Source organism: Plantibacter flavus (assembly GCF_002024505.1).
Lineage (GTDB): Bacteria > Actinomycetota > Actinomycetes > Actinomycetales > Microbacteriaceae > Plantibacter > Plantibacter flavus_A.
Map to the genome: position 1 here is coordinate 2,579,272 of NZ_CP019402.1, position 25,514 is coordinate 2,604,785.

The following is a 25,514-nucleotide window of genomic DNA, read 5'->3' on the forward strand; positions in this document are numbered from 1 at the left end:
ATGCGCATCGCCGCCGGGGATCCGTCGGGAGGACCGGACCAGACCGGTCAGCGACCGCGTGCTGCGAGGTCCGCCTCGATCGTCGTCGGTCGGCCGGTGATGCGGCCGGCGATGGCGCACAGCGCGCCCGTGGCCAGCAGGAGCAGCAACGGGACGGTCCACGATCCGGTCACGGCGTGCACCAGGCTCACGACCAGGGGGCCGAGTGCACCGAGGGTGTAGCCGACACTCTGCACGAAACCGCTCAGGGCGACCGCGCCCTCGTGGGTCGCCGTCCGCAGGTTGATGAGGACGAGGGCGAGCGGGAACAGCAGCGGGCCGAGGCCGGCCAGCAGCACCCACAGCCACGTGAGCGTCGCCGGCCACAGGAGCAGTCCGAGATAGCCGAGCACGAAACACCCGCTCGCGACGTAGACGAGGACGGCGACGTTCCGCAGCCTCGCGACGAGCATCGGGACGATCAGGCTCGCCGGGACGCCCATCGCGGAGAAGAGCGAGAGCAGCAGGCCGCCCTGGGCCGGGGTGACGCCGGCGACGTCACCGACGATCGTGGGAAGCCAGGTGAACATCGCGTAGGCGTTCAGTGAGGAGGTGGCGAACACCGCCGCGATGGCCCATGCGATCGGTGAGCGGTGGACGAGGACGCGCCCGGCGCGGGGCACCTCCTCGATCTCGGGGTCGGTCGCTGCGGCGGCCCGGGCGTCCCGACGCTCCCGCACGATGAGCGTGATCCAGGGCAGGACCGCGAGCATGGCGACGATGGACCACACGCCGAGTGACACGTGCCACCCGGCGGCGTCAGCGACCGGCACGGCGATCAGTGGCGGGATGAACGTGCTGACCGACAGGACCGTCGCGTAGAGCGAGGTGACGAGGCCGATGCGGTCAGGGAAGTACTTCTTGACGAGCGGTGGGAGCACGACGTTGCCGATGCCGATGCCGGCGAAGCAGAGCGCACTGCCGATCGCGAGAACGGCGAAGTCGGGGGCGAGCGAACGCAGCAGGTGTCCGGCCACGATCGCCCCGAGCGCGATGAGCAGCACCGGCTCGAGGTGCAGCCGACGCACGAGCCGCGGGGTGAAGACGCCGAAGAGCGCGAAGCAGAGGGGCGGCAGCATCCCGAGGAGCCCCAAGCCGACCGCCCCCACGCCGATGTCCCCGTCGATCTCGGCGAAGATCGGTGAGAGCGAGGTGACGGCCGTGCGGAGGTTCGCCGCGACGAGCACGATCCCGACGAGCGCGAGGGCCCTCCCCCGCCACAGGGGACGCGGACCCACTAGGACAGCATCCGGCGCGCGCGCTCGACGTCGTCGGTCATCTGCACGATGAGCGGCTCGATCCCGGTGAACGCGACCATGCCGCGGATGCGCTCGACGAACTGCACCTCGACCTCGTCGTCGTAGAGGTCGAGATCGGTCTCGTCGAGGACGTAGGCCTCGACCTGCTTCTGCGGGACACCGTCGAAGGTCGGGTTGTTCCCGACCGAGATCGCCGCCGGATACCGACGTCCTCGCCAGAACAGCCACCCTGCATACACGCCGTCCGCGGGGATGAGACCCTGCGAATCGGGAGACAGGTTGGCGGTCGGAAAGCCGAGTTCCCGGCCACGCTTGGCACCGTGGACGACGACGCCCCGCACGCCGGGCGGACGACCGAGGAGTCGCGACGCCTCGCGGACGTCACCCTCCTCGAGGAGTTCGCGGATCCAGGTGGACGACACCCGACGCCCGCCGCCGGGACGGACGTCGTCGACGACGCACACGGAGAAGCCGTAGACCTCACCGAACGACTCGAGCGTGGCGACCGTTCCGAGGCCGCGATGGCCGAAGCGGAAGTCCTCGCCGACGAGCACCGTCTTGGCGTGCAACGCTCCGACGAGGATCGAGGTGACGAACTCCTCGGGTGTGAGCTGGGCCAGTGTCTGGTCGAAGCGCAGCAGCAGGGCCGCGTCGACCCCGGCGTCCGCCAGGAGACCGAGCTTCTGCTCGTTGCTCACGAGCGACGCCGGGCAGCGGTCTGGGTTGATGAGGCTCAGCGGGTTGCGGTCGAAGGTGACGGCGACGGAGCTGAGACCGGCTGCCGCGGCCTCCTCGAGGAGCGCGGCGACGACCGCGCGGTGACCCGTGTGGACGCCGTCGAACTTGCCGATGGTGACGGCCGACGGTCCGAAGGCGTCAGGGACCTGGTCGAGCTCGGTGAACGTGATCATTTGCCGGTACGCCGATGTCCGGCCAACCACCACAGTCCGAGGACCGGGAGGACGAGCGGGATGTAGACATAACCGCGGCCGAAGCCGGACCAGACCGTGTCGTGGGGGAAGAGTTCGGGGTCGAGCAGGCTCAGCAAGCCGACGATCAGGACCCCGGCGAGTTCGAAGGAGATCGTGGCCCATGCGATCCGCCGCCAGACGGCGCCTGGAGCGACGAGCGAGACGGTCGCCAGGATGTACACCACCGCGGCGACGGCCGAGAGCAGATAGGCCAGGGGCGCCTCGTCGAACTTGGTCGTGATCTGCACCACGGACCGGCCGGTGGCGGCGAGCGCCAGGATGCCGTAGACGGCGACGAGGACGACCCCGACACCACGGACGCGTGGACGGGCTGGAGCGGTGGTGGGGAGAGGCATGACCCGACGATTCTATGCGACGCGGGCCCTCGCCCCGGCACTTCACGACCGTCACGCGAGCTGCGGTGCCGTCGTCCTCCACCGCCGTCGGTGCGCCGACGGTCAGCCGAGCTGGACGGTCCAGATCTGCTCCATGCGGTAGAGCATCACCGCGATCGCGAGACAGACGACGCCGAGGACGACCGTCGACCATCGGGTGCGTTCGACGAGCGCCCAGAATCCACCGGCGATCGGCAGGATCATCGCGGAGACGAGGTAGGTGTAGAACTCGGGCACACTCCCCGTGGCCGTGTTCCCGAACGCGGGCGCGGCGATCGCCACCACCAGCTGCGCGATGAGGAGGACCTCGACGAGTGCCGTCGCCCCCATCGTCAGGTCGTTCGGCGCGCGCCCGGCGAACCCGAGCACGATGCAGAGGAGCCCGGCCACGACCGCGACCGCGATCTGGGCGAGGGTGAACCACTCGATCATGCCGGTTCCTCCGCCGGGAAGTTCACGACCGACTTGAGCGAGCCGCCACGGCGCTCGACGAGCCCCACCAGTCGGCCGTCCGGCGCGACGGCGGCGATCGGACCGGTGTGGCCGGCCGGCAGGTCGCGGTCGAGCCGCTTCCCGTGGCCGAGGTCGACCGCCTCCTGCTCCGTGAGCTCGAGGGCACCGAACAGGCGCTTCGCGACGTCGGCCGGGTGCAACAGCGCCGTCTCAACGTCGAGGTCGTCGATCGTCGATGCGTCCCTGACGTCGAAGGGTCCGATCCGGGTCCGGCGAAGCGCGGTGAGATGGCCGCCGACGCCGAGGGCCGCCCCCAGGTCGCGGGCGAGGGCGCGGATGTAGGTGCCGGAGGAGCAGACGACCCGGACGTCGACGTCGATCGCCGCGCCATCCCGACGGATGGCCAGCACGTCGAACGCGCTGACCGTGACCGCACGGGACTTCAGCTCCACCTCGATCCCCTCGCGGGCCAGGGCGTAGGCGCGCTTCCCGCCCACCTTGATGGCGCTCACCGTGCTCGGCACCTGCTCGATGTCGCCCGTCAGCGGACGGATCGCGGCGATGATCGCGTCGTCGTCCACGGCAGCCACTGCGGCCTGGTCGGCGCGCTCGGTGACCTCACCTTCGGCGTCGTCGGTGGAGGTCGCCTCGCCGAGGCGGATGGTCGCCGTGTACTCCTTGTCGAGACCGACGATGAAGGTCAGCAGACGGGTCGACGAGCGCGTACCCAGCACGAGCAGCCCGGTGGCCATGGGGTCGAGCGTTCCCGCATGCCCCACCTTGCGCGTGCCGGCGAGCCGCCGCACCCGGGCGACCGCATCGTGGGAGGTGTGTCCCTGCGGCTTGTCGATGAGGAGGACACCGGGACGGGCGGACGCCGACCCGGGTGCTGCTGTGCTGTTCTCGACCACCTTGCAACGGTACCAGCGGCGGTCGGCACCGCCTGGCGGCCGGATCACCCCTGGGCGGCGGCGCTCAGCAGAAGTCGGCGAAGATCCGCCGTGGGTGCCGCTCGTCCGTGTTGTCCACGAGGGCGGTCGCCCGCGCGGTCGGGTCGTCGTCCTTGCGGTAGAGCGCCTGCCCGCCCACGTAGCGTGCGTTGGACGGCGCCGTCGGGTCGGCGTCGACGCCGAGGCGCTCGTGCAGCCGGTCGTAGGCCGTCGCCATCGGGACGTCGAGCCAGACCGACGCATGCCAGAGGCCGCGGAGCTCGGGACGGTTCAGGAAGACGCCGTCGACGATGAGGACGGCGTCCTGCGGGCCGGTCGTCCAACGCAAGGGAGCGCCGACGTCGCGCTGCTCGTCGAACCCGACGAGTTGGAAGCCGGCGCTGCCCGCCAGGCGGAAGGGCTCGACGAGCACCCGGCGGAACAGCGGATAGTCGAACGAGTCGAGCCAGTAGCCCTCGGCCGAGTCCCGCCCCCGCGCGTACCGTTCCTCGCGAGGACGGTGGAAGTCGTCGATCGAGGCACGGAACACCGCGCGTCCGGCCTCGTCGAACACCTCGGCCAGTCCGTCGGCGAACGCCGCCGTGCCGGAGCCGCTGACGCCGTCCACCGCGATGAGGGTGCGGCCTCGTGGGTAGTCCCGCTGGAACTGGTCTCGCAGCTGCCGGAGCAACGCGATCCGTGGTGTCGTGACGAGCTTCATGGCGCCGAGCCTACCCGCGCGGATCGTAGGCTGGTGCGGTGCCGCCCGAACCCTCCGACCTCGCCCCGCTCGTGACGGCCTGGTTCCGCACCGAGGCGCGCGACCTCCCCTGGCGACGCCCGGGGTTCCCCGCCTGGGGCACGCTCGTGTCGGAGTTCATGCTCCAGCAGACGCAGGTCAGCCGCGTGATCCCGCGGCTCGAGGAGTGGCTCGGGCGCTGGCCGACGCCAGCCGACCTGGCGGCCGAACCACCGGCAGAAGCCGTCCGCGCCTGGGGCCGGCTCGGCTATCCGCGCCGAGCGCTCTGGCTCCATGCGGCGGCCACCCAGATCGCTGAACGGCACGACGGCATCGTCCCGTCGGACGTGGATCAGCTCCTGGCGCTCACCGGCATCGGCGACTACACCGCCCGCGCCGTCGCCGTCTTCGCCTACGGGGACCGGCACCCGGTGGTGGACACGAACACCCGACGGGTCATCGCCCGAGCCGTCCGCGGCCACGGCGAGCCCGGGCCGCCGAACGCCAAGGCGGACCTCCCAGCGATGGAGGCGCTCCTACCGGAGTCCCGCTCGGAGGCAGCCGTCTTCAACGCCGGGATGATGGAGATCGGCGCGGTGGTCTGCACCGCTCGGGCACCTCGGTGCGAGGAGTGTCCGCTCCGCGAGGTGTGCGCCTGGCGCGCAGCGGGATACCCGGCCTACGACGGACCGGTCAAGACGAAGCAGAAGCAGTTCGCGGGCAGCGACCGACAGGTCCGGGGCATCATCATGGCGGAGCTCCGCTCGACCCACCGCTCCCTGACGGACGAGGAACTCCGGACGCTCTGGCCCGACGGCGAGCAGTTCGACCGCGCACTCGCCGGACTGGTCGCCGACCGCCTCGCGGTGCGCATCGACGGCGGATACGCGCTCCCCCACGACTGACCGGCCTCTCAGCCCCACCCGGTCCTCGATGCACACCCGGTCCCCGAGCCCCGCCCGCGGTCCCTGGGCCCCACTCGCGGTCCCTGGGCCCCACTCGCGGTCCCTGAGCTTGTCGAAGGGCGCAAGTCGACAGGCTCAGCGACCGGGCGAAGCAACCCGGCCCCTGAGCCTGTCGAAGGGTGGTGCGAGGTGTCTAGTCCTCGGCGTCGACCTCGCGCGGCTTCACGTAGGGATCCTCGTCGCCGGCGTAAGCGGCACCGGCGGCAAGCCCGGCCACCTCGGTGTCGCGGTTCTTCGCCTCGCGCAGCAGGTCTTCGATGTGCTGCGCGTTCTCCGGGATCGCGTCCAGGAAGAAGTCGAGGCTCGGCGTCAGCCGGGTGTTGATGTTGCGGCCGATCTCGGCACGCAACAGGCCCTTGGCGGACTCGAGCGCGGCCGAGGTGTCGGCGCGTTCCTCGTCGGAGCCGTACACCGTGTAGAACACGTTCGCGTGCTGGAGGTCCCCGGTCACCTGTACGTCGGTGATGGTCACGAAGCCGAGCCGCGGGTCGCGGATACCCTTGTCGAGCCGTTTGGCGATGACTTCCTTGATGCGGTCCGCCAACTTGCGGGCCCTGGGGTTCTCTGCCATCTCGTCCTCCTCTGATGACCGCCGGGCGGAGGGCCGCCCGACGGATGCTGCACACACAATACAAGCAGGAATCCCCGCCGCCCTCCCGGAGGAGGACGACGGGGACCGACCGGGCGGACTAGCCGCGCGGCTTCTCCTTCATTTCGATCGTCTCGATCTCGTCGCCGATCTGGATGTCGTTGAACTTGCCGAGACCGATACCGGCCTCGAAGTCCGTACGCACCTCGGTGACGTCGTCCTTGAACCGACGCAGCGATTCGATCGCCAGGCTGTCGCCGACCACGACGCCGTCGCGGATGACCCGCGCCTTGGCGTTCCTCGTGATCGTGCCCGAGCGGACGATGACACCCGCGATGTTGCCGAACTTGGAGGAACGGAACACCTCGCGGATCTCGGCGACACCGGACTGGACCTCTTCGTACTCGGGCTTGAGCATGCCGGTGAGGCTCTGCTCGACGTCCTCGAGTGCGTTGTAGATGACCGAGTAGAAGCGGACGTCCACACCCTCACGGGCCGCGCGCTCGCGGGCCTTCGGGTCGGGGCGCACGTTGAACCCGATGATGATCGCGTTGTCGATCGTGGCGAGGTTGACGTCGGACTCGGTGACCGCACCGACACCGCGGTGGATGATCCGCAGCTGGACGCTGTCGTCGACGTCGATCTTGAGCAGCGACTCCTCGAGTGCCTCGACGGCACCGGAGACGTCACCCTTGATGATGAGGTTGAGCGCCTCGACCTTGCCCTCTTCGAGTGCACGGGTGAAGTCCTCGAGCGAGATGCGCTTGCGGGCCTTGGCCAGAGCGGCGTTGCGCTCCGCGGCTTCACGCTTCTCGGCGATCTGACGCGCGGTGCGGTCCTCCTCGGTGACGAGGAAGGTGTCGCCTGCCCGAGGAACGCTCGAGAGGCCCTGCACCTGGACGGGACGCGAGGGACCCGCCTCGGCGACGGTGTCGCCGTTCTCGTCGACCATCGCACGGACGCGGCCGTATGCCGTACCGGCGACGATCGCGTCACCGACGCGGAGGGTACCCGACTGGATGAGGACGGTCGCGACGGAACCGCGGCCCTTGTCGAGCTTGGCCTCGATGGCCACGCCGCGTGCGTCCTTGTTCGGGTTGGCGCGCAGGTCGAGACCGGCGTCCGCAGTGAGCAGCACGGCGTCGAGGAGGTCCTTGATGCCGGTGCCGGCACGAGCCGAGACGTCGACGAACATGACGTCTCCGCCGTACTCCTCGGCGACGAGACCGTACTCGGTCAGCTGCTGGCGCACCTTGGCCGGGTTGGCATCGGGCTTGTCCACCTTGTTGACCGCGACGACGATCGGCACGTTGGCCGCCTGCGCGTGGTTCAAGGCCTCGACCGTCTGCGGCATGATGCCGTCGTCCGCCGCGACCACGAGGATCGCGATGTCGGTGACCTGCGCACCACGAGCACGCATGGCGGTGAACGCCTCGTGACCCGGGGTGTCGATGAAGGTGATCGGACGCTCGATGCCCTCGTGTTCCGCGACGACCTGGTACGCACCGATGTGCTGCGTGATGCCACCGGCCTCGCCGGCGACGACGTTCGCGTTGCGGATGGCGTCGAGGAGGCGCGTCTTACCGTGGTCGACGTGACCCATGACGGTGACCACGGGAGGACGGATGGCGAGGTCCTCGTCGGACTCGTCCTCCAGCTCCTGGTCGAGGTCGATGTCGAAGCCCTCGAGGAGCTCCCGGTCCTCGTCCTCGGGCGAGACCATCTGGATCTTGTAGCCGAGCTCGGAACCGAGCACGTCGAAGGTCGCCTCGTCGAGCGACTCCGTCGCCGTCGCCATCTCACCGAGGTGGAACAGCACGGTGACGAGGTTGCCGGGGCTGGCGTCGATCTTGTCGGCGAAGTCCGAGATGGACGCGCCACGACGCAGACGGATGATGGTGTTGCCATCGCCGCGCGGGACGCTCACGCCGCCGAGCGACGGGGCTTCCCGCAGCTCGAATTCGGCCCTCTTCGTCCGCTTCGACTTGCGTGCCTTGCTCTTGCCGCCACCGCGACCGAAGGCACCTGCGGTACCACCGCCGGGTCCGCGACCACGACCGCCGCCGCCACCGGGGCGACCGGCGAATCCACCGGCGGGTGCACCACCGGGGGCACCGCCGGGACGGAAGCCGCCACCGGCACCACCGGGACGGAAGCCGCCGCCGCCGGCGGGACGACCTGCGCCACCCGGACGACCGGGGCCACCGGGACGCTGACCCTGGCCGACGCCCGGACGGGGCGAGCCGGGGCGCGGAGCCTGCGGACGCGGGATGTTGCTGGGGTTCGGACGCTGACCCATGCCCTGAGCCGCTGCGAACGGGTTGTTCCCCGGACGCGGCGTGCCGGTGGGGCGCTGGCCCATGCCCTGCGAGGACGCGAACGGGTTGTTCCCCGGACGCGGCGCACCGGGACGGGGCCGCCCGGCTTCGCGGCGTCGCCGGAGGGCGAGTCGCCGGCGGCCGGAGCCGCGGGTGCGGACGGTGCCGCCGGAGCAGCGGCCGCTGGTGCCTCCGCCGCGGGGGCGGGAGCGGGAGCGGGAGCGGGAGCGGCCGGAGCCTTCGGGCCCGGGGACGCCTGCTTCGGCGCAGGCGCAGCGGGCGCCTCAGCCTTAGGGGCGGGTGCCGCGGGGGCCGGAGCCTTCGGCGCTGCGGGGCCCGGGGTCGGAGCGCCGGGCGTGGCCGGACGCTTCGCCGGGGCGGCGGGGGCGGCTGACGCCTTCGCGCCCTCGGCCTCGAGGGCGGCGCGCAGCTTGCGGGCCACCGGTGGTTCGATACTGGAAGACGGTCCCTTGACGAACTCGCCCAATTCCTTGAGCTTCGCCATGGCGATCTTGCTGTCTACTCCGAGTTCGGATGCGATCTCGTGTACACGTGGTTTTGCAGCCACAATTCTCCTGTCTGAGCTTGCACCCAGGCAGGGGCAAGCGTTAGTGGTGGACGGTGCTCATTTCGAGCCGCTCATGAGTTGTCCATTAGCCGTTCAGCCTGTTCTCTCGGAATGCCGCACCCGGGTGGGGCGGCAGCAGGATGGAGGCCCGGGATCCGGGCCTGATACCTGCGGTGGGAAGCACGGTGTGCGCCGGAGCGCTCTCGCGTGCACTCACCATCGTACACCCCGACCCTGGGTGCGGGCTCACCACCGGGTCGTGAGCGGGTCGTTCCAGCCCGACGACGTCATTCAGCCGTGGGCGTGGCCGGTTCCGTCGACACGAAGGCCTGGACCGCCGACGCGTCGGGTCCCGCATGCAATCTGAGCGCCCTCGTGAACGCCCGACGCTGCACCGCCTGGTCGACGCACGCCGACGTCGGGTGCACCCAGGATCCGCGACCCGGCAGGCGCGCCGCGGCGTCGGGGACGAGCGCCCCTTCGACCGCGACGACGCGCAGCAGTGCCGAGCGCGGCTCGCGACGGCGACAGCCGACGCAGGTCCGCACCGGTTCCATCCGGCTCAGTCCGATTCGAGGATCGAGTCCGGCTGGATGTCGATCTTTGCGCCGGTGAGCTTGGCGGCGAGACGGGCGTTCTGCCCCTCCTTGCCGATCGCGAGCGACAGCTGGTAGTCCGGCACGAGCGCCCGGACGGCCTTGAGCGACTGGTCGATGACGTACGAGCTCGTGACCTTGGCCGGGGAGAGCGCGTTCGCGACGAACGTCGGCAGATCGGGCGAGTAGTCGACGATGTCGATCTTCTCGGCGCCCAGCTCGTCGGTGACCGCGCGGACGCGACGCCCGAGCTCACCGATGCAGGCGCCCTTGGCGTTGATGCTCGGGTCGTTCGCCTTCACCGCGATCTTGGTCCGGTGTCCGGCCTCGCGAGCGAGTGAGACGATCTCGACGATGCCGGATGCGATCTCCGGGACCTCCAACGCGAACAGCTTCCGTACGAGTCCGGGGTGGGTGCGCGAGACGGTGATCTGCGGACCCTTGAGGCCCTTCGTCACGCTCGTCACGTACACGCGGATGCGCGCACCGTGCGGGTACTCCTCACCGGCCACCTGCTCCTCGGGCGGAAGGATCGCCTCGATGGTGCCGAGGTCGACGTGGATCATGCGCGGGTTCGGGCCCTGCTGGATGACGCCCGCGATGATGTCGCCCTCGCGGCCCTTGAACTCACCGAGGACGGCGTCGTCCTGGATGTCGCGGAGCCGCTGGAAGATGACCTGCTTCGCAGCGAAGGCGGCGATGCGACCGAAGTCGTCCGGCGTGCTCTCGGCCTCCCCGATCAGGACACCCTCGTCGTCGAACTCGGGCACGAACACCCCGACGTGGCCGGTCTTGCGGTCGAGGTGGACGCGGGCCGCCGGGACGTCGCCGCGTGCGTTGGTGTCGGTACCCTCGGTGCTCTTCAGGTACGCACTCAGGATGGCCTGCTCGATGATCACGACGAGCTCCTCGAGCGGGATCTCCTTCTCGCGTTCGATCGACTTCAACAAACCGAGATCGATGTCCATCGATGGCCTCCTCTATTCAACTGGTGGTGCCGCGGCAAGACGTGCAGCGGCACGACGGGCATGCTGCTGCCGTGCTGCCGAACCCGTCTGTCTACGGTACCGGATGCCGAGGGGTACGTCATCCACCCAGCTGGGAAGCCGCCGCGCGTCCTCGAGGGGTGCCGCCCCGGCTCGACCGCGTCTCGGAGCGGGTGACATGATTGGCCAATGGTCTTGGGCGAGCTGCGGAACGTCATGCGGAGCACGAGGGTGAGGATCCTCGTCGCGATCCTGCTCGCGACGACGCTCGCGATGACGCTCGTGGGCGTCTCCACCTACACGCTCGGCCGGCAGCAGACCCTCGCGACCATCGACGCCCGCCTGGAGCACAGCGCCGAGCTCATCGCCTTCATGGTGGTCGGTTCCGGCGACTCCGCCGACGCCCCGGCGACGAGCGACGCGGCCGTCGACGCCGTGATGCGACGCTGGATCTTCGCCGAGGACGAGACCGCCGTCGGCGTGCGCGCCGACGGCTCGACGGTCGCGCCCAGCGCCCCGTCCGCCTTCCGGCTGGACGACGACCCGCAGCTGCTCGACACCATCACGGCCCGCGCGTCCCGCGGCGTCGTCACGGGTGAGGCCACCGGTGACCGCACCGTGCGGTACGCGATCATCCCGGTGCAGGTCGTCGGCGACCCGAGTGCGGCCCACGTCGTCATCGCCACGGACGTGCACGCGGCACTCGCGGAGTCCCGAGGCATCCTCGCCGTCGAGATCGTTGTCGCCGTGGTGTGCCTGCTCCTGCTCGGCCTCGTCGGCTGGCAGCTCGCGGGCGGACTGCTCCACCCCATCCGGCTGCTGCGGGACGCGGCGGCCCGCATCACCGAGTCGGACCTCGACGAGCGGATCCCGGTCGTCGGTCGCGACGACGTCTCGGAACTCACCACGACCGTGAACGGCATGCTGGACCGGCTCGACGAGGCCTTCACCAGTCAACGCCAGCTGCTCGACGACGTCGGCCACGAGCTGAAGACGCCGTTGACCATCGTGCGCGGACACCTCGAGCTCCTCGATCCGTCCGACCCTGCGGAGGTGGCCGCCACCCGAGACCTCGCCCTCGACGAACTCGACCGGATGAGCTCCCTCGTCGCCGACATCACGGAGCTCTCGACGGCCGGACTCGCGTCGACCCTCGACCGGGAGCCGGTCGACATCGAGGCGTTCACCGCCTCGGTCCACGAGAAGGCCACGGCGATCTCGCCCGAACACGAGTGGACCCTGGGCGAGCAGGCCGCACTCACCGCCGACGTCGACGCCGGGCGCCTGGCCCAGGCCTGGCTGCAGCTCGCGGACAACGCCGCGAAGTACTCCCCGGCCGCGTCGACGATCGTGATCTCGAGCCGGTTCGACGAGTCGGACGACCCGGCGCTCGTGCTCTCCGTCGCCGACGACGGGCCCGGGGTGCCGGAGGCACTCCGCGAACGCATCTTCGACCGGTTCACCCGGGTGAGCGGTGGACGGGGTGTCGCCGGTTCCGGCCTCGGCCTGTCGATCGTGCAGGCGATCGCCGCGGCACACGGCGGATGGGCCGAGGTCGAGGACACGCAGCAGGCCGGCTCCCTCTTCAGCATCCGACTGCCGCTCGCGGTGGCGGACGACGACGAGGGGTCCGACCCTGACCTCGACCTCGACCCGGACGAGACTGCGGCGATCCCCCGCAGCGCGATGGCCCAGGCGATCGCGCTGCGAGAGGCGCAGGCGGCTCAGGATGCCGCTGAGGCGCAGACGACCGCGGCGATGCAGGCCGGACCGACACCCGGTGATGCACGCCCCGCGAACGACGAACCACCACGCTCGCGAGCACCGTCCCCTGAGGACGACTTCCCGGACCTCGTCGACACCTCGGCTCGCCGGAGTGCGCCGGAGGACCACGCATGAGCCGGATCCTGGTCGCCGAGGACGAGACGCGGATCTCGGCATTCGTGAGCAAGGGCCTGCGCGCCGCCGGACACACGGCGGACGTGACGGTCGACGGCTCGCAGGTCGTCGAGCTGGCGGAGAGCGGCGACTTCGACCTCCTCGTCCTCGACATCGGCCTGCCCGGCGTCGATGGCTTCGAGGTGCTCAGACGGCTGCGCGACGACGGCAGCGAGCTCCCCGTCATCATCCTGACCGCCCGTGATTCCGCGCGAGACCTCGTGGCGGGCCTCGACGGCGGAGCGAACGACTACATGTCGAAGCCCTTCCGGTTCGAGGAGCTCCTGGCCAGGATCCGCCGACGCCTGGCCGAACGGGCTCCGGCGTCGACCACCGCCGTCCAGGAACGGTTGTCGGTCGGTCATCTGGAGCTCGAGCTGCGCGAACGACGCGTCCTCGTCGACGGGGTGCCGGTCGAGCTGTCCACCCGCGAGTTCGCCCTCGCCGAGGAGTTCTTCCGCCACCCGGACCAGATCCTCAGCCGTGAGGAACTCCTCAGCCGGGTCTGGGGCTACGACTTCGATCCCGGTTCGAACGTCGTCGACGTCTACGTGCGGTATCTCCGGAACAAGATCGGCAAGGACGCCATCGCGACGGTCCGCGGAGCCGGCTACCGCCTCAGCACGAGAGCGCAGTAACCGTCGTCATTCCCCGCGGCTGACGACCGTTACTGCGCTCTCGCGCGCAGCTGTGGACAACGTCGGACCCGGGGTCCGCCAGATTGCAAGAGTGAGGGGATGCGACCCCCTCGACCGTTGCCCGCGCATCTCGTCGGCCGTGCGTTCACGACCGACGACGTCGGACTGCACGGCCAGTCGATCGGACGTCTGCGGGGCCGGGATCTCTCGGCCCCGCATCGCGGCGTGCGGACGGTCGACGTCGATCTCGACACCGTGCGCGGAAGGTGCCGTGCGTGCGAACCGCTCCTCGGACGCTCGCGGGTCTTCAGCCACGTCACCGCGGCCCTGCTCCTCGACCTGCCCCTCCCACCCCGGGTCGCCTCCGCGCCGGAGCTCCATGTCGGTGCACGCGACGGGACGACGCCTCCCCGAGCGCGTGGCATCGTCGGCCATCGCCTGGCTCCCGAGACCGTCGTCGCCTTCGCCCATGGGCACCCGGTGACCACCGCACTCGACACCTGGCGTTCGCTCGCGGATGTCCTGCCACAGGAGGAATTCGTCGCCGTCGGGGACCGCATCGTGTCCGGCGTGCGGACGGGGACGGATCGGACCGATGTGCTCGCGTCCGTCGCCGATCTCCGGCAGGCGGCCCTCGAGCACCGAGGACGACGCGGGGCAGCTGCGCTCAGATGGGCCGCAGCACGCGTCAGGACCGGCGTCGACTCCCGTCCCGAGTCGCTCCTCCGCCTCGCGGTCGTCGATGCGGGGCTTCCCGAGCCGCTCGTCGGACACCCCGTCGTCGTCGATCACGGGGGCTTGACGCTTCACCCGGACCTCGCGGACACCCGCGCGCGACTGTTGTACGAATACGAGGGCGACTTCCACCGGACCGAGCGCCACCGGTTCCGGGACGACATCCATCGGCGGGAACTGCTTGAAGACGCAGGGTGGCGGGTGATCCGCGTCACCGCCGACGACCTCTTCGCCCGCCGACAGCAGTTCCTCAGGCGGATCCGGCACCTCCACGCAGCGAGAGCGCAGTAACGGTCGTCATCCGGACGGGAAGACGACCGTTACTGCGCTCTCGCGGCTCAGAGGGCGAGGTCGGCGATCGCGACCCGGTCCTTCGTGCCGGCGGCCCGGTCCCAGAGCTCGACGAAGCCCTCGGTGGCCTCGCGACCGACGACCACCACGACGGGCACGCCGATCAGCTCGGCGTCGCCGAACTTGACGCCCGGGGACACCTTGCCGGTGCGGTCGTCGTAGAGGACGTCCTTCCCGCTCGCCTCGAGGGAGGCGACGAGTTCCTCGGCCACCTCGAAGATCGCCGCGTCGCGTCCTGCTGCGACGACGTGCACGTCGAACGGGGCGACGGCCTTCGGCCAGATGAGACCGCGCTCGTCGTTGTTGCCCTCGGCGATGATCGCGAGGATGCGCGTGATCCCGATGCCGTAGGAGCCCATGGTCACCGTGACGAGCTTGCCGTTCTCGTCGAGCACCTTCAGTCCGAGCGCCTCGGCGTACTTGCGCCCGAGCTGGAAGACGTGCCCGATCTCCATGCCCCGAGCGAGCTCGACCGGTCCGGAGCCGTCGGGCGCGGGGTCACCGGCGCGGACCTCCGCCGCCTCGACGAAGCCGTCGGCGGTGAAGTCCCGCCCGGCGACAAGGCCGAAGACGTGCTGCTGATCGACGTTCGCACCGGTGATCCACTCGGTGCCGTCGACGACCCGGGGGTCGAGGAAGTACCGGATCTCCGTCGCCGACTCCTCGCCGAGGACGGGCCCCTGCGGGGACCACGGTCCGATGTAGCCCTTGACGAGCCCGGCGTTCGCGGCGAAGTCCGCTTCGGTCGCGGCCTCCACCTCCGCGGGGCTGAAGGCCACCTCGACTCGCTTGAGGTCGACGTCGCGGTCGCCCGGCAGGCCGATGACGACCATCTCGCGCGTGCCGTCGAGGTGCCGCAGTGCCAGCACGACGTTCTTGAGGGTGTCGGCGGCAGTCCAGGCCCGTCCGTCGTCGCGCGGGTGCCGCTCGTTGGCGAGGTCGACGAGCGTCGAGATCGTCGGGGTGTTCGGCGAGTCGAAGACCGTCGCGGGTGCCAGACCCTCGACGGGGCGGGCCTCCGGGACCTCGGTGGTGTAGGCCTCGACGTTGGCTGCGTACCCGCCGGCCGAACGCACGAAGGTGTCCTCACCGACCGCGGTGGGGTGCAGGAACTCCTCGCTGCGCGAACCGCCCATCGCGCCGGCGTCGGCCTGCACGATCTCGTACTCGAGGCCGAGCCGCGTGAAGATGCGCTCGTAGGCGTCGCGCTGCGCCTGGTAGCTCGCGTCGAGCCCGGCGTCGGACACGTCGAACGAGTAGGCGTCCTTCATCGTGAACTCACGACCGCGCAGGAGGCCTGCCCGGGGACGGGCCTCGTCGCGGTACTTGTCCTGGATCTGGTAGATCGACAGGGGCAGGTCCTTGTAGGAGGAGTACAGGTCTTTCACGAGCAGGGTGAAGACCTCCTCGTGTGTCGGCGCCAGCAGGTAGTCGGCACCCTTGCGGTCGTGCAGGCGGAAGAGGGCGTCGCCGTACTCCTCCCACCGGCCGGTGACCTCGTAGGGCTCGCGCGGCAGGAGCGCGGGGAAGTGCACCTCGAACGCGCCGGCGTTCGCCATCTCCTCGCGGACGATGGCCTCGATCTTGTTCTTTACCCGCAACCCGAGCGGCAACCAGGCGAAGACGCCCGGCGCCTGGCGTCGGATGTACCCCGCCCGCACCAGCAGGCGGTGACTCGTCACCTCCGCGTCGGAGGGGTCTTCACGGAGCGTACGGAGGAAGTAATTCGAAAGGCGCGTAACCACCTGTCCATGCTAGTCCGTCACACGCAGGCAGCCCGGAACCGCTACCAGGGGCGATCGGCGAAGTTCCCGTTGTCGTTGTTCCGACCGCGGTTCTTGGCGTCCTCGGTCGACTTGTCCTGCTGGGCGTCCTGGCCGGCGTCCTTCAACTTGTCGACCTTCCCGTCGACCTCGCTGTCCCCGGTGCCGCTCGAGCCGCTCGCGTCGCCGTCGCCCTGTCCCCCGTTCGAAGGATCCTGCTGGCCCTGCCCGCCGGACCGGTCGCGCTGGTCGGTCGCATCCTGACGTTTGCGGTCGATGCGATCGCCGGTGTCCTGCAGGTTCTCTCCGGGCGTACCCTTCGGATCGATCACGTCGGGCTGCTGCCCGGTGCCGCCCTGATCGCCCTGGCCGCCTTGGTTCCCTTGGTCGCCCTGATCCCCTTGGTCGCCCTGGTCCCCTTGGTCACCCTGGCCGCCTTGGTCGCCCTGATCCCCCTGGCCGCCTTGGTCACCCTGCTCCCCTTGCTCACCCTGGTCGCCCTGGTCGTCTTGACCGCCCTGACCACCTTGATCGCCCTCATCCCCCTGGCCACCCTGGTCCTGCTGGTCCTGCTGGTCCTCGTTCTGCTCCTGGGACTCCCCCTCGAAGCAGCCCTCGCCCTCGTCGACGATGCGCTTCGCGGTGTCGTAGAGGTTGATGGCGCCCTGGAAGAACTGGCCCTTCACGTACTCGTCGGCCTGGGTCTCGTACGCGCGCGCCAGGTTGACCCGGACGATGCAGGCGGTCTCCTCCGTCGGCGCGAGCTCGAGCGCCTTCCCGAGGTCGTCGGTCCCCTGCACCCAGTCCTGTCCGGCCGCGGCTGCGGTGCCCCGGTCGAACCAGGCGATCCACGGCTCGACGACGTTCGCCGTGAAGAGGTGCCCCGCGCTCAACTGCGCCCCGGAGTAGTCCTCGGCGCGGTACCCGGCGATCGCCGACTGCGCGACGACCGGCAGACTCACGAACTTGACCCCGACGACGAGGGCGACGAGGACCAGCGGAAGGGACCACCAGAACAGCCGACGGCGCAACCGGCTGACCTCGGCAGGGGCCAGCGGCGGACGCCGCGGTTCCTCGAACCGTGGCCGTGGCTCCGGGCTGCGCGGCGCGTCGTCGGGCCGGTCGGTCCGGGTCCGGTCGTCGAAGAGGGTCATGCCTGCCCACCCTTCGTCCGTCGGAGCTCGCCCAGCGCGCCGACCAGGCCGGGGAGCTCGGTGAGGAGCAGCACACCGAACCCGAGCGCGAACACCCAGTACAGCTCATCGGTACGCCGGATGTCCACCTCGTCCTCGACGGTGACGCCGCCGACGGCGAGGCCGTCGAGCGCGTCGTCGAGCGACGCACCCGGGGTCCTGATCTCCGCTTCGACGCCGAGCTGCGACGCGATCGTCTCGAGCGCGCCCGGATCCAGCCGGGACACGGCGGGCTCACCGGTCGAGTAGTCCTGGATGTAGCGGACGCTGCCGTCCTGGTATCCCGAGAACTCGCGCATGGTCCCGCCGGCCTCGGTCCCGTAGCCGAGCACGCCACCGCCGCCGATGAGCGGTGCGATGCTCTCGAACGACCCGGGCGCCGCGCCACTCGTCTGCTCGCCGTCACCGAGGTAGAACATGATCCGGTTCCGACCCGGTTCCTGCTCCTCGGCCTGGGTCAGCAGCGTGGTCATGAACTCCACCGGCGCGTCGATGCTGCTGCCGCGGGAGTAGGTGGTGATCTCCTGCGTCATCGCCTCCGCGGCCGACCGGAGCGCCGTCGCGTCCGTCGTGAGGGGCATGCGCTGGACGGCCACGGCGTCGAACGTCACGAGCGCGTAGCGCGCACCGGCCAGCCGGTCGGCGATGCCGGTGATGTCGGCCTTCGCCCCGTCGAGTCGGGTCGGCGGTTTCGGGGCCCCGTTCTCGTCCGTCCCCGACGCGGTCCCGTCCGACCAGTCCTCGGCGGCCATCGAGCTCGTCGTGTCCACGACGAAGTAGACGTCGAGGTCGCCCATCGCGGACGGCGGGCGATGGTTGCCGGGGATGGTCGGTCGGAGGGCGATGACCACGAGCACGACGACCATGGCCAGTCGGGCGATCCAGTGCCAGGCTCCTGGCCGCCGCACCCCGGCGAGGAACTGCCAGACGGCGAAGGCCGCGAGGACGGTGCCGAGCACGGCGATGGCCCAGATCGGCAGAACGGGGTTGATGGTCATCGGCGCAACCTCCAGGCGAGCAGCATGAGCGCCGCGAGACCGCCGAACGCCGCCAGCACGAACACGAACGGCTCGTCGACCTGCACGAGCTGTTTGGCGCCCTTCAGCGTCTTCGTCTGCTCCGCCGTGATCTGCTGGACGATGCCGCCGACCGCGCCGGGGTCGGCGAGCGCGTAGTAGTCCCCGCCGGTGGACGTCACGACCTCGTCCATCTCCGCGGCGAGGTCGTCGAGGTAGTCCTTGCTGGATACGTCGCCGGGGTTGATCCCGTACACCGTCACGTCCTGCGCCTTCGCATAGGCGCCCGCCTCCTTGAGCGTGAGGATCGGCTCGCCGGCGACGTAGTTGTCGGTCGCGAGCACGATCGAGCGCGACCGTTCCTCGCCGACCTGGTCGAACCGCATGACGCAGGACCCGAGACCGTCGCCGATGAGGGACGACCCGTTCCCGAGATCGGTGCCGTTCCAGTACTCGTAGTCGCTCTCCGGCGAGGTGAGGTCCTCGACGAGGTGGTCGAGCTGCGCGGCCACGTAGTCGTAGTCGCTCGTCAGCGGGAAGTACGTGGTCGCGGACGCGTTGAACAGCACCAGGGCGATCCGCTCACCGTCGAACCGCTGTACGAGCTTCTCGAACACCCCGACCAGCGCGGCGTCGTACTCCGTCATCGACCCGGACACGTCGAGGCAGAGCACGATGTCGCGGTTGCGCAGTTCGGGCTGGAACACCGTCGTGCTCACCACGCGGGACCCGAGGGCCGTGCCGGCGAGCAGCAGCACCCCGAGAGCGGCGAGCGTCGCGATGATGAGGCGCCGGTACCGCGACAGTGCGCGGCGGTATCCGGGGAGCGCGGTGAGCCGTTCGGAGTGCGCGACCCACAGCGGCTCGGCGTTCGCCTTCCGGCGCCGCCCGGTGCGGGCCACGAGGACGACGACGGCGACCACCGCGGCCACGGCGAGGAGCCAGACGAGCGGCATCCACCAGTAGATCAGCTCCACGTCGTCACCACCTGGCGAGCGAGCGTGGCGGCCTCGGCGACACTGCCCGTCTCGGCCTCGCGGAACTCGACCGGGTAGTAGGCCGAAACGGCACGACTGAGTGGCGCGAGTCCGGCGCGATCGAGGTCTGCGAGCGTCATGACCTGGGCACGGACGCCGCTGGACTCGTGCGCGTACATCCGGAGGATCGCGCCGAGCCGTTGGTGGGCGCGCCGCGTGCTCAGGGCGCCGTCCCCGTGCTCGCGCTCGATCTCGCCGATGAGCGCGAGGTAGCGATCGCGCAGGACGGTCGGCGACGGCTGCGGAGCAGGACGCGGAGCGCTCCCGCGCGCGCGACGGCGCACGTGGGCGAGCATCCAGACGTACCACCCGATCACGAGCGCGATGAGCACGAGTCCGAGCACCGGCCAGAGCAGCGTGTACTGGACCGGAGCGTAGTAGCCGTTATCGCCGGGCATGTCGGTGGGCCTCGAGGAGGTGGAAGAGGACGGGGACGACGTCGTCGGCCCCGGTCACGCGCTGACCGCTGATGCCAAGTTCCTCGAGCTGGTCGAGGTGTCGGGCGGTCGCGCTGGTGACGGCCTCGATGAACTCGCGACGGAGCGCGACGTCCGACCGGATGAAGGCCGGCAGGGACCGCTCGTCGGCGACGTCGACCATCGCCCGACCGGTGTACTCCGCGCGCATGAGGTCGGCGTCCCCGACCGAGATCCAGAGCACCTCGTGCTGGACGTGCAGTCGACGGAGGATCTCCGACCGCTTCGGCGTGATCTCCTCGTCGTCCGAGACGATCACGAGCAGACAGCGCTGCTTGACGGACCGTGCCGCATAGCCGAGCAGCTCGTCGAGATCGCTCTGGGGTGCCGCGAGCGATGCACGCCGGTCGATGTGCTGCAGCAGGCGCTCGAGTGCCGATTCGGTGCCGGCGGGTCGGACGAGTTCCGGTGCGGCGGCGTCACCGGCGACGAGACCGACGAGGTCGCCGTGCCGGATCGCGAGGTACCCCAGGATGCCGACCGCGAGGATGGCGACCTCGCGTTTGGTGCTCCCGCCCTCGGCGAGCGCCGCGAGATCACGACCCGTGTCGACGACGAACAGCACCTGGTGTTTCCGCGTGGCGATGTAGCGCTTCACGAGTGGAGCGCCGTGTCGGGCCGTCGCCTTCCAGTCGATGTCCTTGATCTCGTCGCCCGGCGTGTACTCGCGGAGGTCGTCGAAGTCGAGGCTCCTGCCCTGGAACACCGAGCGGTACTCGCCGTCGAGCATCCCCCGCACGCGGCGGTGGGCGTGGATGAAGAGTTTGGACTTCACCCGGTGGAGCAGCGGGGCTGACACGGGCCTACGGTGCCTGGACCGCTCCGAAGACGGCGTCGATGATCGTCTCGGGCGAGACGTCGTCGGCCGCGGCTTCGAAGTTCAGGATGATGCGGTGCCGCAGCACCTGGTGGCGGTAGCCCTTGACGTCCTCGGGGATGACGTGGTCCCGACCGGCGAGGATCGCGAGCGCCCGCGCGACGGTGCTGAACGCGATGCTGGCACGCGGGCTCGCCCCGTACTCGATGTAGCTCGCGAGCTTCGATGGCAGGTAGTCGCTCGCATGGCGGGTCACGTAGACCGTCTGGACGATGTAGTTGAGGATCGACGCGTCGAGGTAGACCCGCTTGGCGAGGGACTGCAGGAACAGGACGTCCTCGAGGCTCACCCCCGGGCGATCCTGGTCGGTCTCGTAGAGCCCGGAGTTCACCCGACGGACGATCTCGGCCTCCTCGCCGATCGTCGGGTAGTCGAGCACCTCCTTGAGGAGGAAGCGGTCGAGCTGCGCCTCGGGAAGGTGGTACGTGCCCTCCTGCTCGATGGGGTTCTGCGTGGCGAGGACGAAGAACGGCTTCGGCAACGGATAGTGCGTGCCGCCGATGGAGGTCTGGCGTTCCTGCATCGCCTCGAGCATCGCACTCTGGGTCTTCGCGCTCGACCGGTTGACCTCGTCGAGGAGCACGAAGTTCGCGTGCACGGGACCGAGCTGGGTCTGGAACGCACCGGTGCGGGCGTCGTAGATCTGCGTGCCGATGATGTCGCTCGGCAACAGGTCGGGGGTGCACTGGATGCGTTTGAACGACGCGTTCACCGCTTGGGCGATCGATTCCGCCGCGGTCGTCTTCGCGAGTCCTGGGACACTCTCGAGCAGGACGTGTCCGCCCGAGACGAGTGCCGCGAGCAGGGTGGTGCGCAGGCCCTGCTGACCGACCACCTTCGCGTCGTAGGCACCGACGATCTCAGAGAGGATGCTGCGGGCCCGCTGCAGCTCGGCTGGCGCGATGGGGGTGCTCGGCGTCACGGTCACTGGTCTCCCTGGCGAGGCTGGCGGTCCGGACGGATGACCGTCGAACGCGGATCCGCCTGGTGGAACCCGGCGGTCCGAACAGTCTACGTGTGAAGATCCGGAGCCCGGGCGCCTCGGCCACCGGATGGCCACCCGGGCGTCGGGAGCCGTTCGCCCACCGTCCCCCTCGCGTCCACCGCCGCTTCCTACCGTGGATCGATGACATCTGCAGCGCACGGGAGGCACCCGGAGACCGACGGCGCAACGGCGATCGTTCCGGTCAGGGGCGGCTCGAAGGGGATCCACCGCAAGAACCTCAGGACGGTCCGCGGGAGCACCCTCATCGCACGGGCGGTCGACGGACTGCTGCGGTCCGGTGGCGTCTCGCGCGTGGTCGTCACGACCGACCACCCGGACCTCGCCGCCGCCGCCGTCGCCGCAGGCGCCGAGGTCATCGACCGGCCGGCCGAACTCGCCGAGGACAGCACCTCCTCCGAGGCCGCGCTCCTCCACGCGCTCGGCGTCCTCGCGGAGCGCGGCGAGCTGACCCCCGTGACGGTGTTCGCGCAGGCGACGTCGCCCTTCCTCGACGTGGAGGCACTCGACGACGCCGTCGCCCTGGTCTCCTCCGGGCGGGCGGACTCCGTCTTCGCCGCGGTGCTCGACCACGGATTCCTCTGGACGGAGAAGGCGAAGGGTGCCCGAGGGATCGGTCACGACCACCGCGAGCGTCCCCGACGGCAGGACCGCGCCCCGCAGTACCGCGAGACCGGCTCGTTCTACGTCTTCGACACGGACGGCTTCCTCGAGGCCGGACACCGCTTCTTTGGCCGGATCGCGCCGGCCGTCACCAGGTCCTTCGCCGCGCTCGACATCGACGAACCGGAGGATCTGCTCGTCGCCGAGGCGATCGCCGGACTCGCCGAACGCCAGCTGGGCATCCCGTCGGGCTCGGAGCGTTCCGAGCACCACCTCGACGTCGCCGCCGTCGTCACCGACTTCGACGGGGTCCACACCGACGACCGCGCCAGTATCGACGCCGACGGGGTCGAACGGGTGAGCGTCCATCGCGGTGACGGCCTCGGCGTCCGTCTGCTGCGCGAGGCCGGACTGCCGTTCCTGATCCTGTCGACCGAGCGGGTCCCGATCGTCGCCGCACGCGCGGCCAAACTCGGCGTCGACGTCGTGTACGGCTCCGCCGACAAGGCGACCGCGCTCCGCGACTGGGCCGCGGCGAAGGCCGTCCCACTCGACCGCATCGCCTACCTCGGCAACGACGTCAACGACATCCCGGCACTCGAGATCGTCGGCTGGCCGGTCGTCGTCGCCGATGCGCACCCGGAGGCGCGTGCCGTCTCCCGGCTCGTCCTGGAACGCCGAGGCGGCGACGGCGCCGTCCGCGAACTCGCCGACCTCGTCCTCGCCGCACGCGCACGCGCGGCCCTCGACCCCCTGAAGCTGTCCACGCTGCAATCGAACGGAGCACGACCATGAGCATCCACCAGGACGCGAACGACACCACCGACCTCGACGGCCGGACGCAGCCGTCTCCCGTGCGCATCGACGGCATCCCCGTCGGCGGCGGCGCTCCCGCGTACGTCATCGGGGAGATCGGTCTCAACCACAACGGCGACGTGGAGCTCGCGAAGCGACTCATCGACGTGGCCGCCGACGCCGGCGCACAGGCCGTCAAGTTCCAGAAGCGCACGCCGGAGATCTCGACGCCGACGCACATGCGCGACGTCCCGCGGCAGACGCCGTGGGGTGAGATGAGCTACCTCGACTACCGCTACCGGGTCGAGTTCGACCGTGAGCAGTACATCGAGATCGGCGACCACGCCACCCTGCGCGGCCTCAGCTGGTTCGCCTCCCCGTGGGACGAACCGTCCGTCGACTTCCTCGAGGACCTGGGCGTCAGCGCCCACAAGGTCGCGTCCGCCTCGGTGACCGACTCGGGCCTCCTCACCCGTCTCGCCGCGACGGGGAAGCCGATCATCCTCTCGACCGGCATGTCGACGCTCGAGCAGATCGACCGCGCCGTCGAGATCCTCCGGGGCTCTCCGCTGGTCATCCTCCACGCGACCTCCACCTACCCCTTGCCCGCCGAAGAGGCGAACCTCCGGATGATCGACAGCCTCGCCGCCCGGTACCCCGGTGTGCCCATCGGGTACTCCGGCCACGAGACCGGTCTCCAGATCTCCCTCGCCGCGGTCGCCCTCGGAGCCACGATGGTGGAACGCCACATCACGCTCGACCGTGCCATGTGGGGCTCGGACCACGCCGCGTCGCTCGAACCGCACGGTTTCTCGAACCTCGTCCGCGACATCCGGGTCATCGAGACCGCCATGGGTGACGGCGTCAAGCGCATCTTCCCCGGCGAACTCGCCCCACTCGCGAAGCTGCGCAGGGTCGATGCCTGATCATGGGCCCCGACGTCGGGTGATCGGGGTGGTGGACTCCGACTCCTTCGTGAAGTGGGGCGCCGCCACCCTCTCCCGCGCGACCGGCTGGGACGTCGACCTCGTCCTCATCGAGAGCGACGTGTCCGCCACGGACCGGCAGGTGGACATCGCCCTGCTCCACACGGCGTTCGAGGGTCGGACCGTCCGTCGCCTGTCGCTCCGACGACTCGTCGACCTCATCCGGACCGAGCAGCCGGACGGCGTGTTCGTCTCCACGCGGGGGCCGGTCGCCGAGGTCGTCATCTCGGAACTCCTCGCGCTTGGCCGCGCCACCCGCCCGGTCCTCCTCACCGGTCTCCCCGGCATCTCCATCCCGGCGAAGTGGAAGGGGATCTTCCTCCGTGCGCAGGCAGACGTCTTCGTCCTGCACAGCCACCGCGAGGTCGCCGCCTACCGTGAACTCGCGCTGACGCACGGGGTCGAGCCGGCGTTCGCGCTCGCGACCCTGCCGTTCCTGACGGACCCGGCGACCGAGCCACCGGCCGAGCCCGCCCCGCGTACCCGGGTCGTCTTCGCCGCCCAGGCCACCGTCCCGGCCGACCGCGGCGACCGGCTCCGGATCCTCTCCTGGCTGCGGACCCTCGCGATCCGGCACCGCGACCTCGACGTCGTGATCAAGGTGCGCGGCCTCGCCGGCGACCCGCAGACCCATCACGAGCACTACCCCTTCGACACCCTCCTGACCGGTCCCACACCCGACAACCTCCGGGTCGCCACCGGGTCGATGGCGGTCCACCTCGGCCACGCGGCCGGGCTCGTCACCGTGAGTTCCACGGCTGCGATCGAGGCCATCGCCGCCGGGGTGCCGGTCATCCTGCTCGACGACTTCGGTGTTGACCCGGCGCTCATCAACACCGTCTTCGAGGGCAGCGGGCTGCTCGCCCCAAAGGATGACCTCATGGCCGCCCGCTTCCGGTTCCCGAACCCGGATTGGCTGCAGCAGAACTACTTCCACCCCGCCCCGGAGGACGACTGGATCCAGCGGTCGGAGGAGGCGTTCGCCGCGCGCGACCTCGGGACCCTGCCGGTCCGTCCTCGTGCACGACAGAGTCGCGGCGGCATGCTCCGCACCGGTTGGGAGCGTCGTCGGGCGTTCGGGCGGGCCGACACGAGCGCGCTGGGCACGGTCGCCTTCGTCATCGGGCGGCCACTGCAGATCGCTCGCCGTCTGGTCCGTCGCGCTCGGGGCGTCCAGCCTGCCGAGCGGCAACCGATCGCCTCCCGTCGGCTCGCACCGATCGAGACGGAGACGCCGGTGCGCGCTCCGCACGGGGCGCGTCACCACACAGCCCGCTGACGGGATCACCGCTCGAT

The 25,514-nt window shown here is 70.3% G+C and carries 23 protein-coding genes and 1 pseudogene; 7 read left to right on the forward strand and 17 right to left on the reverse strand.

Annotation, left to right across the window (positions count from 1 at the left end):
• Positions 1-47: 47 nt before the first annotated feature.
• From BWO91_RS12085 to BWO91_RS12110, 6 genes are all read right to left on the reverse strand, one after another.
• On the reverse strand, positions 48-1,277 hold the full coding sequence (locus tag BWO91_RS12085) for a CynX/NimT family MFS transporter (protein WP_079002728.1): 1,230 nt from the start codon (positions 1,275-1,277) through the stop codon (positions 48-50).
• Positions 1,277-2,209, reverse strand: a complete 933-nt coding sequence (locus BWO91_RS12090; protein ID WP_079002729.1) for a bifunctional riboflavin kinase/FAD synthetase — start codon at positions 2,207-2,209, stop codon at positions 1,277-1,279. Before BWO91_RS12090 ends, BWO91_RS12085 begins: the two co-directional genes overlap by 1 nt.
• Positions 2,206-2,625: a hypothetical protein gene (locus BWO91_RS12095; protein ID WP_064294503.1), complete on the reverse strand. Its 420-nt coding sequence runs from the start codon at positions 2,623-2,625 to the stop codon at positions 2,206-2,208. The genes BWO91_RS12090 and BWO91_RS12095 overlap by 4 nt, the downstream gene beginning before the upstream one ends.
• A gap of 102 nt (positions 2,626-2,727) precedes the next feature.
• Positions 2,728-3,096, reverse strand: coding sequence for a hypothetical protein (locus BWO91_RS12100; RefSeq protein ID WP_064294504.1), 369 nt, complete (start codon positions 3,094-3,096; stop codon positions 2,728-2,730).
• Positions 3,093-4,028, reverse strand: coding sequence for a tRNA pseudouridine(55) synthase TruB (gene truB, locus BWO91_RS12105; protein WP_079003956.1), 936 nt, complete (start codon positions 4,026-4,028; stop codon positions 3,093-3,095). Before truB ends, BWO91_RS12100 begins: the two co-directional genes overlap by 4 nt.
• A 64-nt stretch (positions 4,029-4,092) precedes the next feature.
• Positions 4,093-4,767, reverse strand: coding sequence for a uridine kinase (locus tag BWO91_RS12110; RefSeq protein ID WP_079002730.1), 675 nt, complete (start codon positions 4,765-4,767; stop codon positions 4,093-4,095).
• A gap of 38 nt (positions 4,768-4,805) precedes the next feature.
• Here BWO91_RS12110 and BWO91_RS12115 point away from each other — a divergent pair, with 38 nt between their 5' ends.
• Positions 4,806-5,690, forward strand: a complete 885-nt coding sequence (locus BWO91_RS12115; protein WP_240555481.1) for an A/G-specific adenine glycosylase — start codon at positions 4,806-4,808, stop codon at positions 5,688-5,690.
• 193 nt (positions 5,691-5,883) lie between these two features.
• Here the strand turns inward: BWO91_RS12115 and rbfA are convergent, their stop codons facing one another.
• The 4 genes and pseudogenes from rbfA to nusA form a co-directional block, all read right to left on the reverse strand.
• Positions 5,884-6,321 (reverse strand): 30S ribosome-binding factor RbfA, encoded by a 438-nt coding sequence (gene rbfA / locus BWO91_RS12120; protein ID WP_064294508.1) that lies wholly within the window; start codon positions 6,319-6,321, stop codon positions 5,884-5,886.
• A gap of 118 nt (positions 6,322-6,439) precedes the next feature.
• Positions 6,440-9,162: pseudogene (gene infB / locus BWO91_RS12125) on the reverse strand (translation initiation factor IF-2).
• Positions 9,163-9,512: 350 nt separating this feature from the next.
• Positions 9,513-9,782 carry a YlxR family protein gene (locus tag BWO91_RS12130; protein WP_079002731.1) on the reverse strand — a complete coding sequence of 90 codons (270 nt, stop codon included), beginning with the start codon at positions 9,780-9,782 and terminating at the stop codon, positions 9,513-9,515.
• A gap of 5 nt (positions 9,783-9,787) precedes the next feature.
• Positions 9,788-10,789 carry a transcription termination factor NusA gene (nusA, locus tag BWO91_RS12135; RefSeq protein WP_079002732.1) on the reverse strand — a complete coding sequence of 334 codons (1,002 nt, stop codon included), beginning with the start codon at positions 10,787-10,789 and terminating at the stop codon, positions 9,788-9,790.
• A gap of 207 nt (positions 10,790-10,996) precedes the next feature.
• Here nusA and BWO91_RS12140 point away from each other — a divergent pair, with 207 nt between their 5' ends.
• The 3 genes from BWO91_RS12140 to BWO91_RS12150 all read left to right on the forward strand — a co-directional run bounded on the left by BWO91_RS12140 (position 10,997) and on the right by BWO91_RS12150 (position 14,409).
• Positions 10,997-12,706 carry a sensor histidine kinase gene (locus BWO91_RS12140; RefSeq protein WP_079002733.1) on the forward strand — a complete coding sequence of 570 codons (1,710 nt, stop codon included), beginning with the start codon at positions 10,997-10,999 and terminating at the stop codon, positions 12,704-12,706.
• Positions 12,703-13,383: a response regulator transcription factor gene (locus tag BWO91_RS12145; protein WP_064295346.1), complete on the forward strand. Its 681-nt coding sequence runs from the start codon at positions 12,703-12,705 to the stop codon at positions 13,381-13,383. Before BWO91_RS12140 ends, BWO91_RS12145 begins: the two co-directional genes overlap by 4 nt.
• Before the next feature lie 99 nt (positions 13,384-13,482).
• The gene (locus BWO91_RS12150; protein ID WP_153303447.1) at positions 13,483-14,409 is read left to right on the forward strand and encodes a hypothetical protein; all 927 of its coding nucleotides are present in this window, start codon (positions 13,483-13,485) and stop codon (positions 14,407-14,409) included.
• 47 nt (positions 14,410-14,456) lie between these two features.
• On the opposite strand, the gene BWO91_RS12155 is transcribed toward BWO91_RS12150, so the two are convergent.
• Genes BWO91_RS12155 through BWO91_RS12185 form a run of 7 tightly spaced genes read right to left on the reverse strand, consistent with a single transcriptional unit; the run spans position 14,457 to position 21,759 of the window.
• Positions 14,457-16,214: a proline--tRNA ligase gene (locus tag BWO91_RS12155; protein ID WP_064295345.1), complete on the reverse strand. Its 1,758-nt coding sequence runs from the start codon at positions 16,212-16,214 to the stop codon at positions 14,457-14,459.
• A gap of 41 nt (positions 16,215-16,255) precedes the next feature.
• Positions 16,256-17,386 (reverse strand): hypothetical protein, encoded by a 1,131-nt coding sequence (locus tag BWO91_RS20010; RefSeq protein WP_205847522.1) that lies wholly within the window; start codon positions 17,384-17,386, stop codon positions 16,256-16,258.
• Positions 17,383-18,423 (reverse strand): VWA domain-containing protein, encoded by a 1,041-nt coding sequence (locus tag BWO91_RS12165; RefSeq protein WP_079002735.1) that lies wholly within the window; start codon positions 18,421-18,423, stop codon positions 17,383-17,385. The genes BWO91_RS20010 and BWO91_RS12165 overlap by 4 nt, the downstream gene beginning before the upstream one ends.
• Positions 18,420-19,418 (reverse strand): vWA domain-containing protein, encoded by a 999-nt coding sequence (locus BWO91_RS12170; RefSeq protein ID WP_079002736.1) that lies wholly within the window; start codon positions 19,416-19,418, stop codon positions 18,420-18,422. Before BWO91_RS12170 ends, BWO91_RS12165 begins: the two co-directional genes overlap by 4 nt.
• Entirely contained in the window at positions 19,409-19,876 is a 468-nt protein-coding gene (locus tag BWO91_RS12175; RefSeq protein ID WP_079002737.1) for a hypothetical protein, read from the reverse strand. Before BWO91_RS12175 ends, BWO91_RS12170 begins: the two co-directional genes overlap by 10 nt.
• Complete coding sequence (locus tag BWO91_RS12180; protein ID WP_240555483.1) at positions 19,863-20,753, reverse strand: DUF58 domain-containing protein; 891 nt, start codon at positions 20,751-20,753, stop codon at positions 19,863-19,865. Before BWO91_RS12180 ends, BWO91_RS12175 begins: the two co-directional genes overlap by 14 nt.
• Positions 20,754-20,757: 4 nt before the next feature.
• Positions 20,758-21,759, reverse strand: a complete 1,002-nt coding sequence (locus BWO91_RS12185) for an AAA family ATPase (RefSeq protein WP_079002738.1) — start codon at positions 21,757-21,759, stop codon at positions 20,758-20,760.
• Positions 21,760-21,957: 198 nt separating this feature from the next.
• Between BWO91_RS12185 and BWO91_RS12190 the strand changes: the two genes are divergently transcribed.
• Genes BWO91_RS12190 through BWO91_RS12200 form a run of 3 tightly spaced genes read left to right on the forward strand, consistent with a single transcriptional unit; the run spans position 21,958 to position 25,497 of the window.
• Positions 21,958-23,232 (forward strand): acylneuraminate cytidylyltransferase, encoded by a 1,275-nt coding sequence (locus BWO91_RS12190; protein ID WP_079002739.1) that lies wholly within the window; start codon positions 21,958-21,960, stop codon positions 23,230-23,232.
• Positions 23,229-24,158, forward strand: a complete 930-nt coding sequence (locus tag BWO91_RS12195) for an N-acetylneuraminate synthase family protein (RefSeq protein ID WP_079002740.1) — start codon at positions 23,229-23,231, stop codon at positions 24,156-24,158. Before BWO91_RS12190 ends, BWO91_RS12195 begins: the two co-directional genes overlap by 4 nt.
• Positions 24,159-24,189: 31 nt before the next feature.
• Positions 24,190-25,497, forward strand: coding sequence for a DUF6716 putative glycosyltransferase (locus BWO91_RS12200; protein WP_153303448.1), 1,308 nt, complete (start codon positions 24,190-24,192; stop codon positions 25,495-25,497).
• Positions 25,498-25,514: the final 17 nt, after the last annotated feature.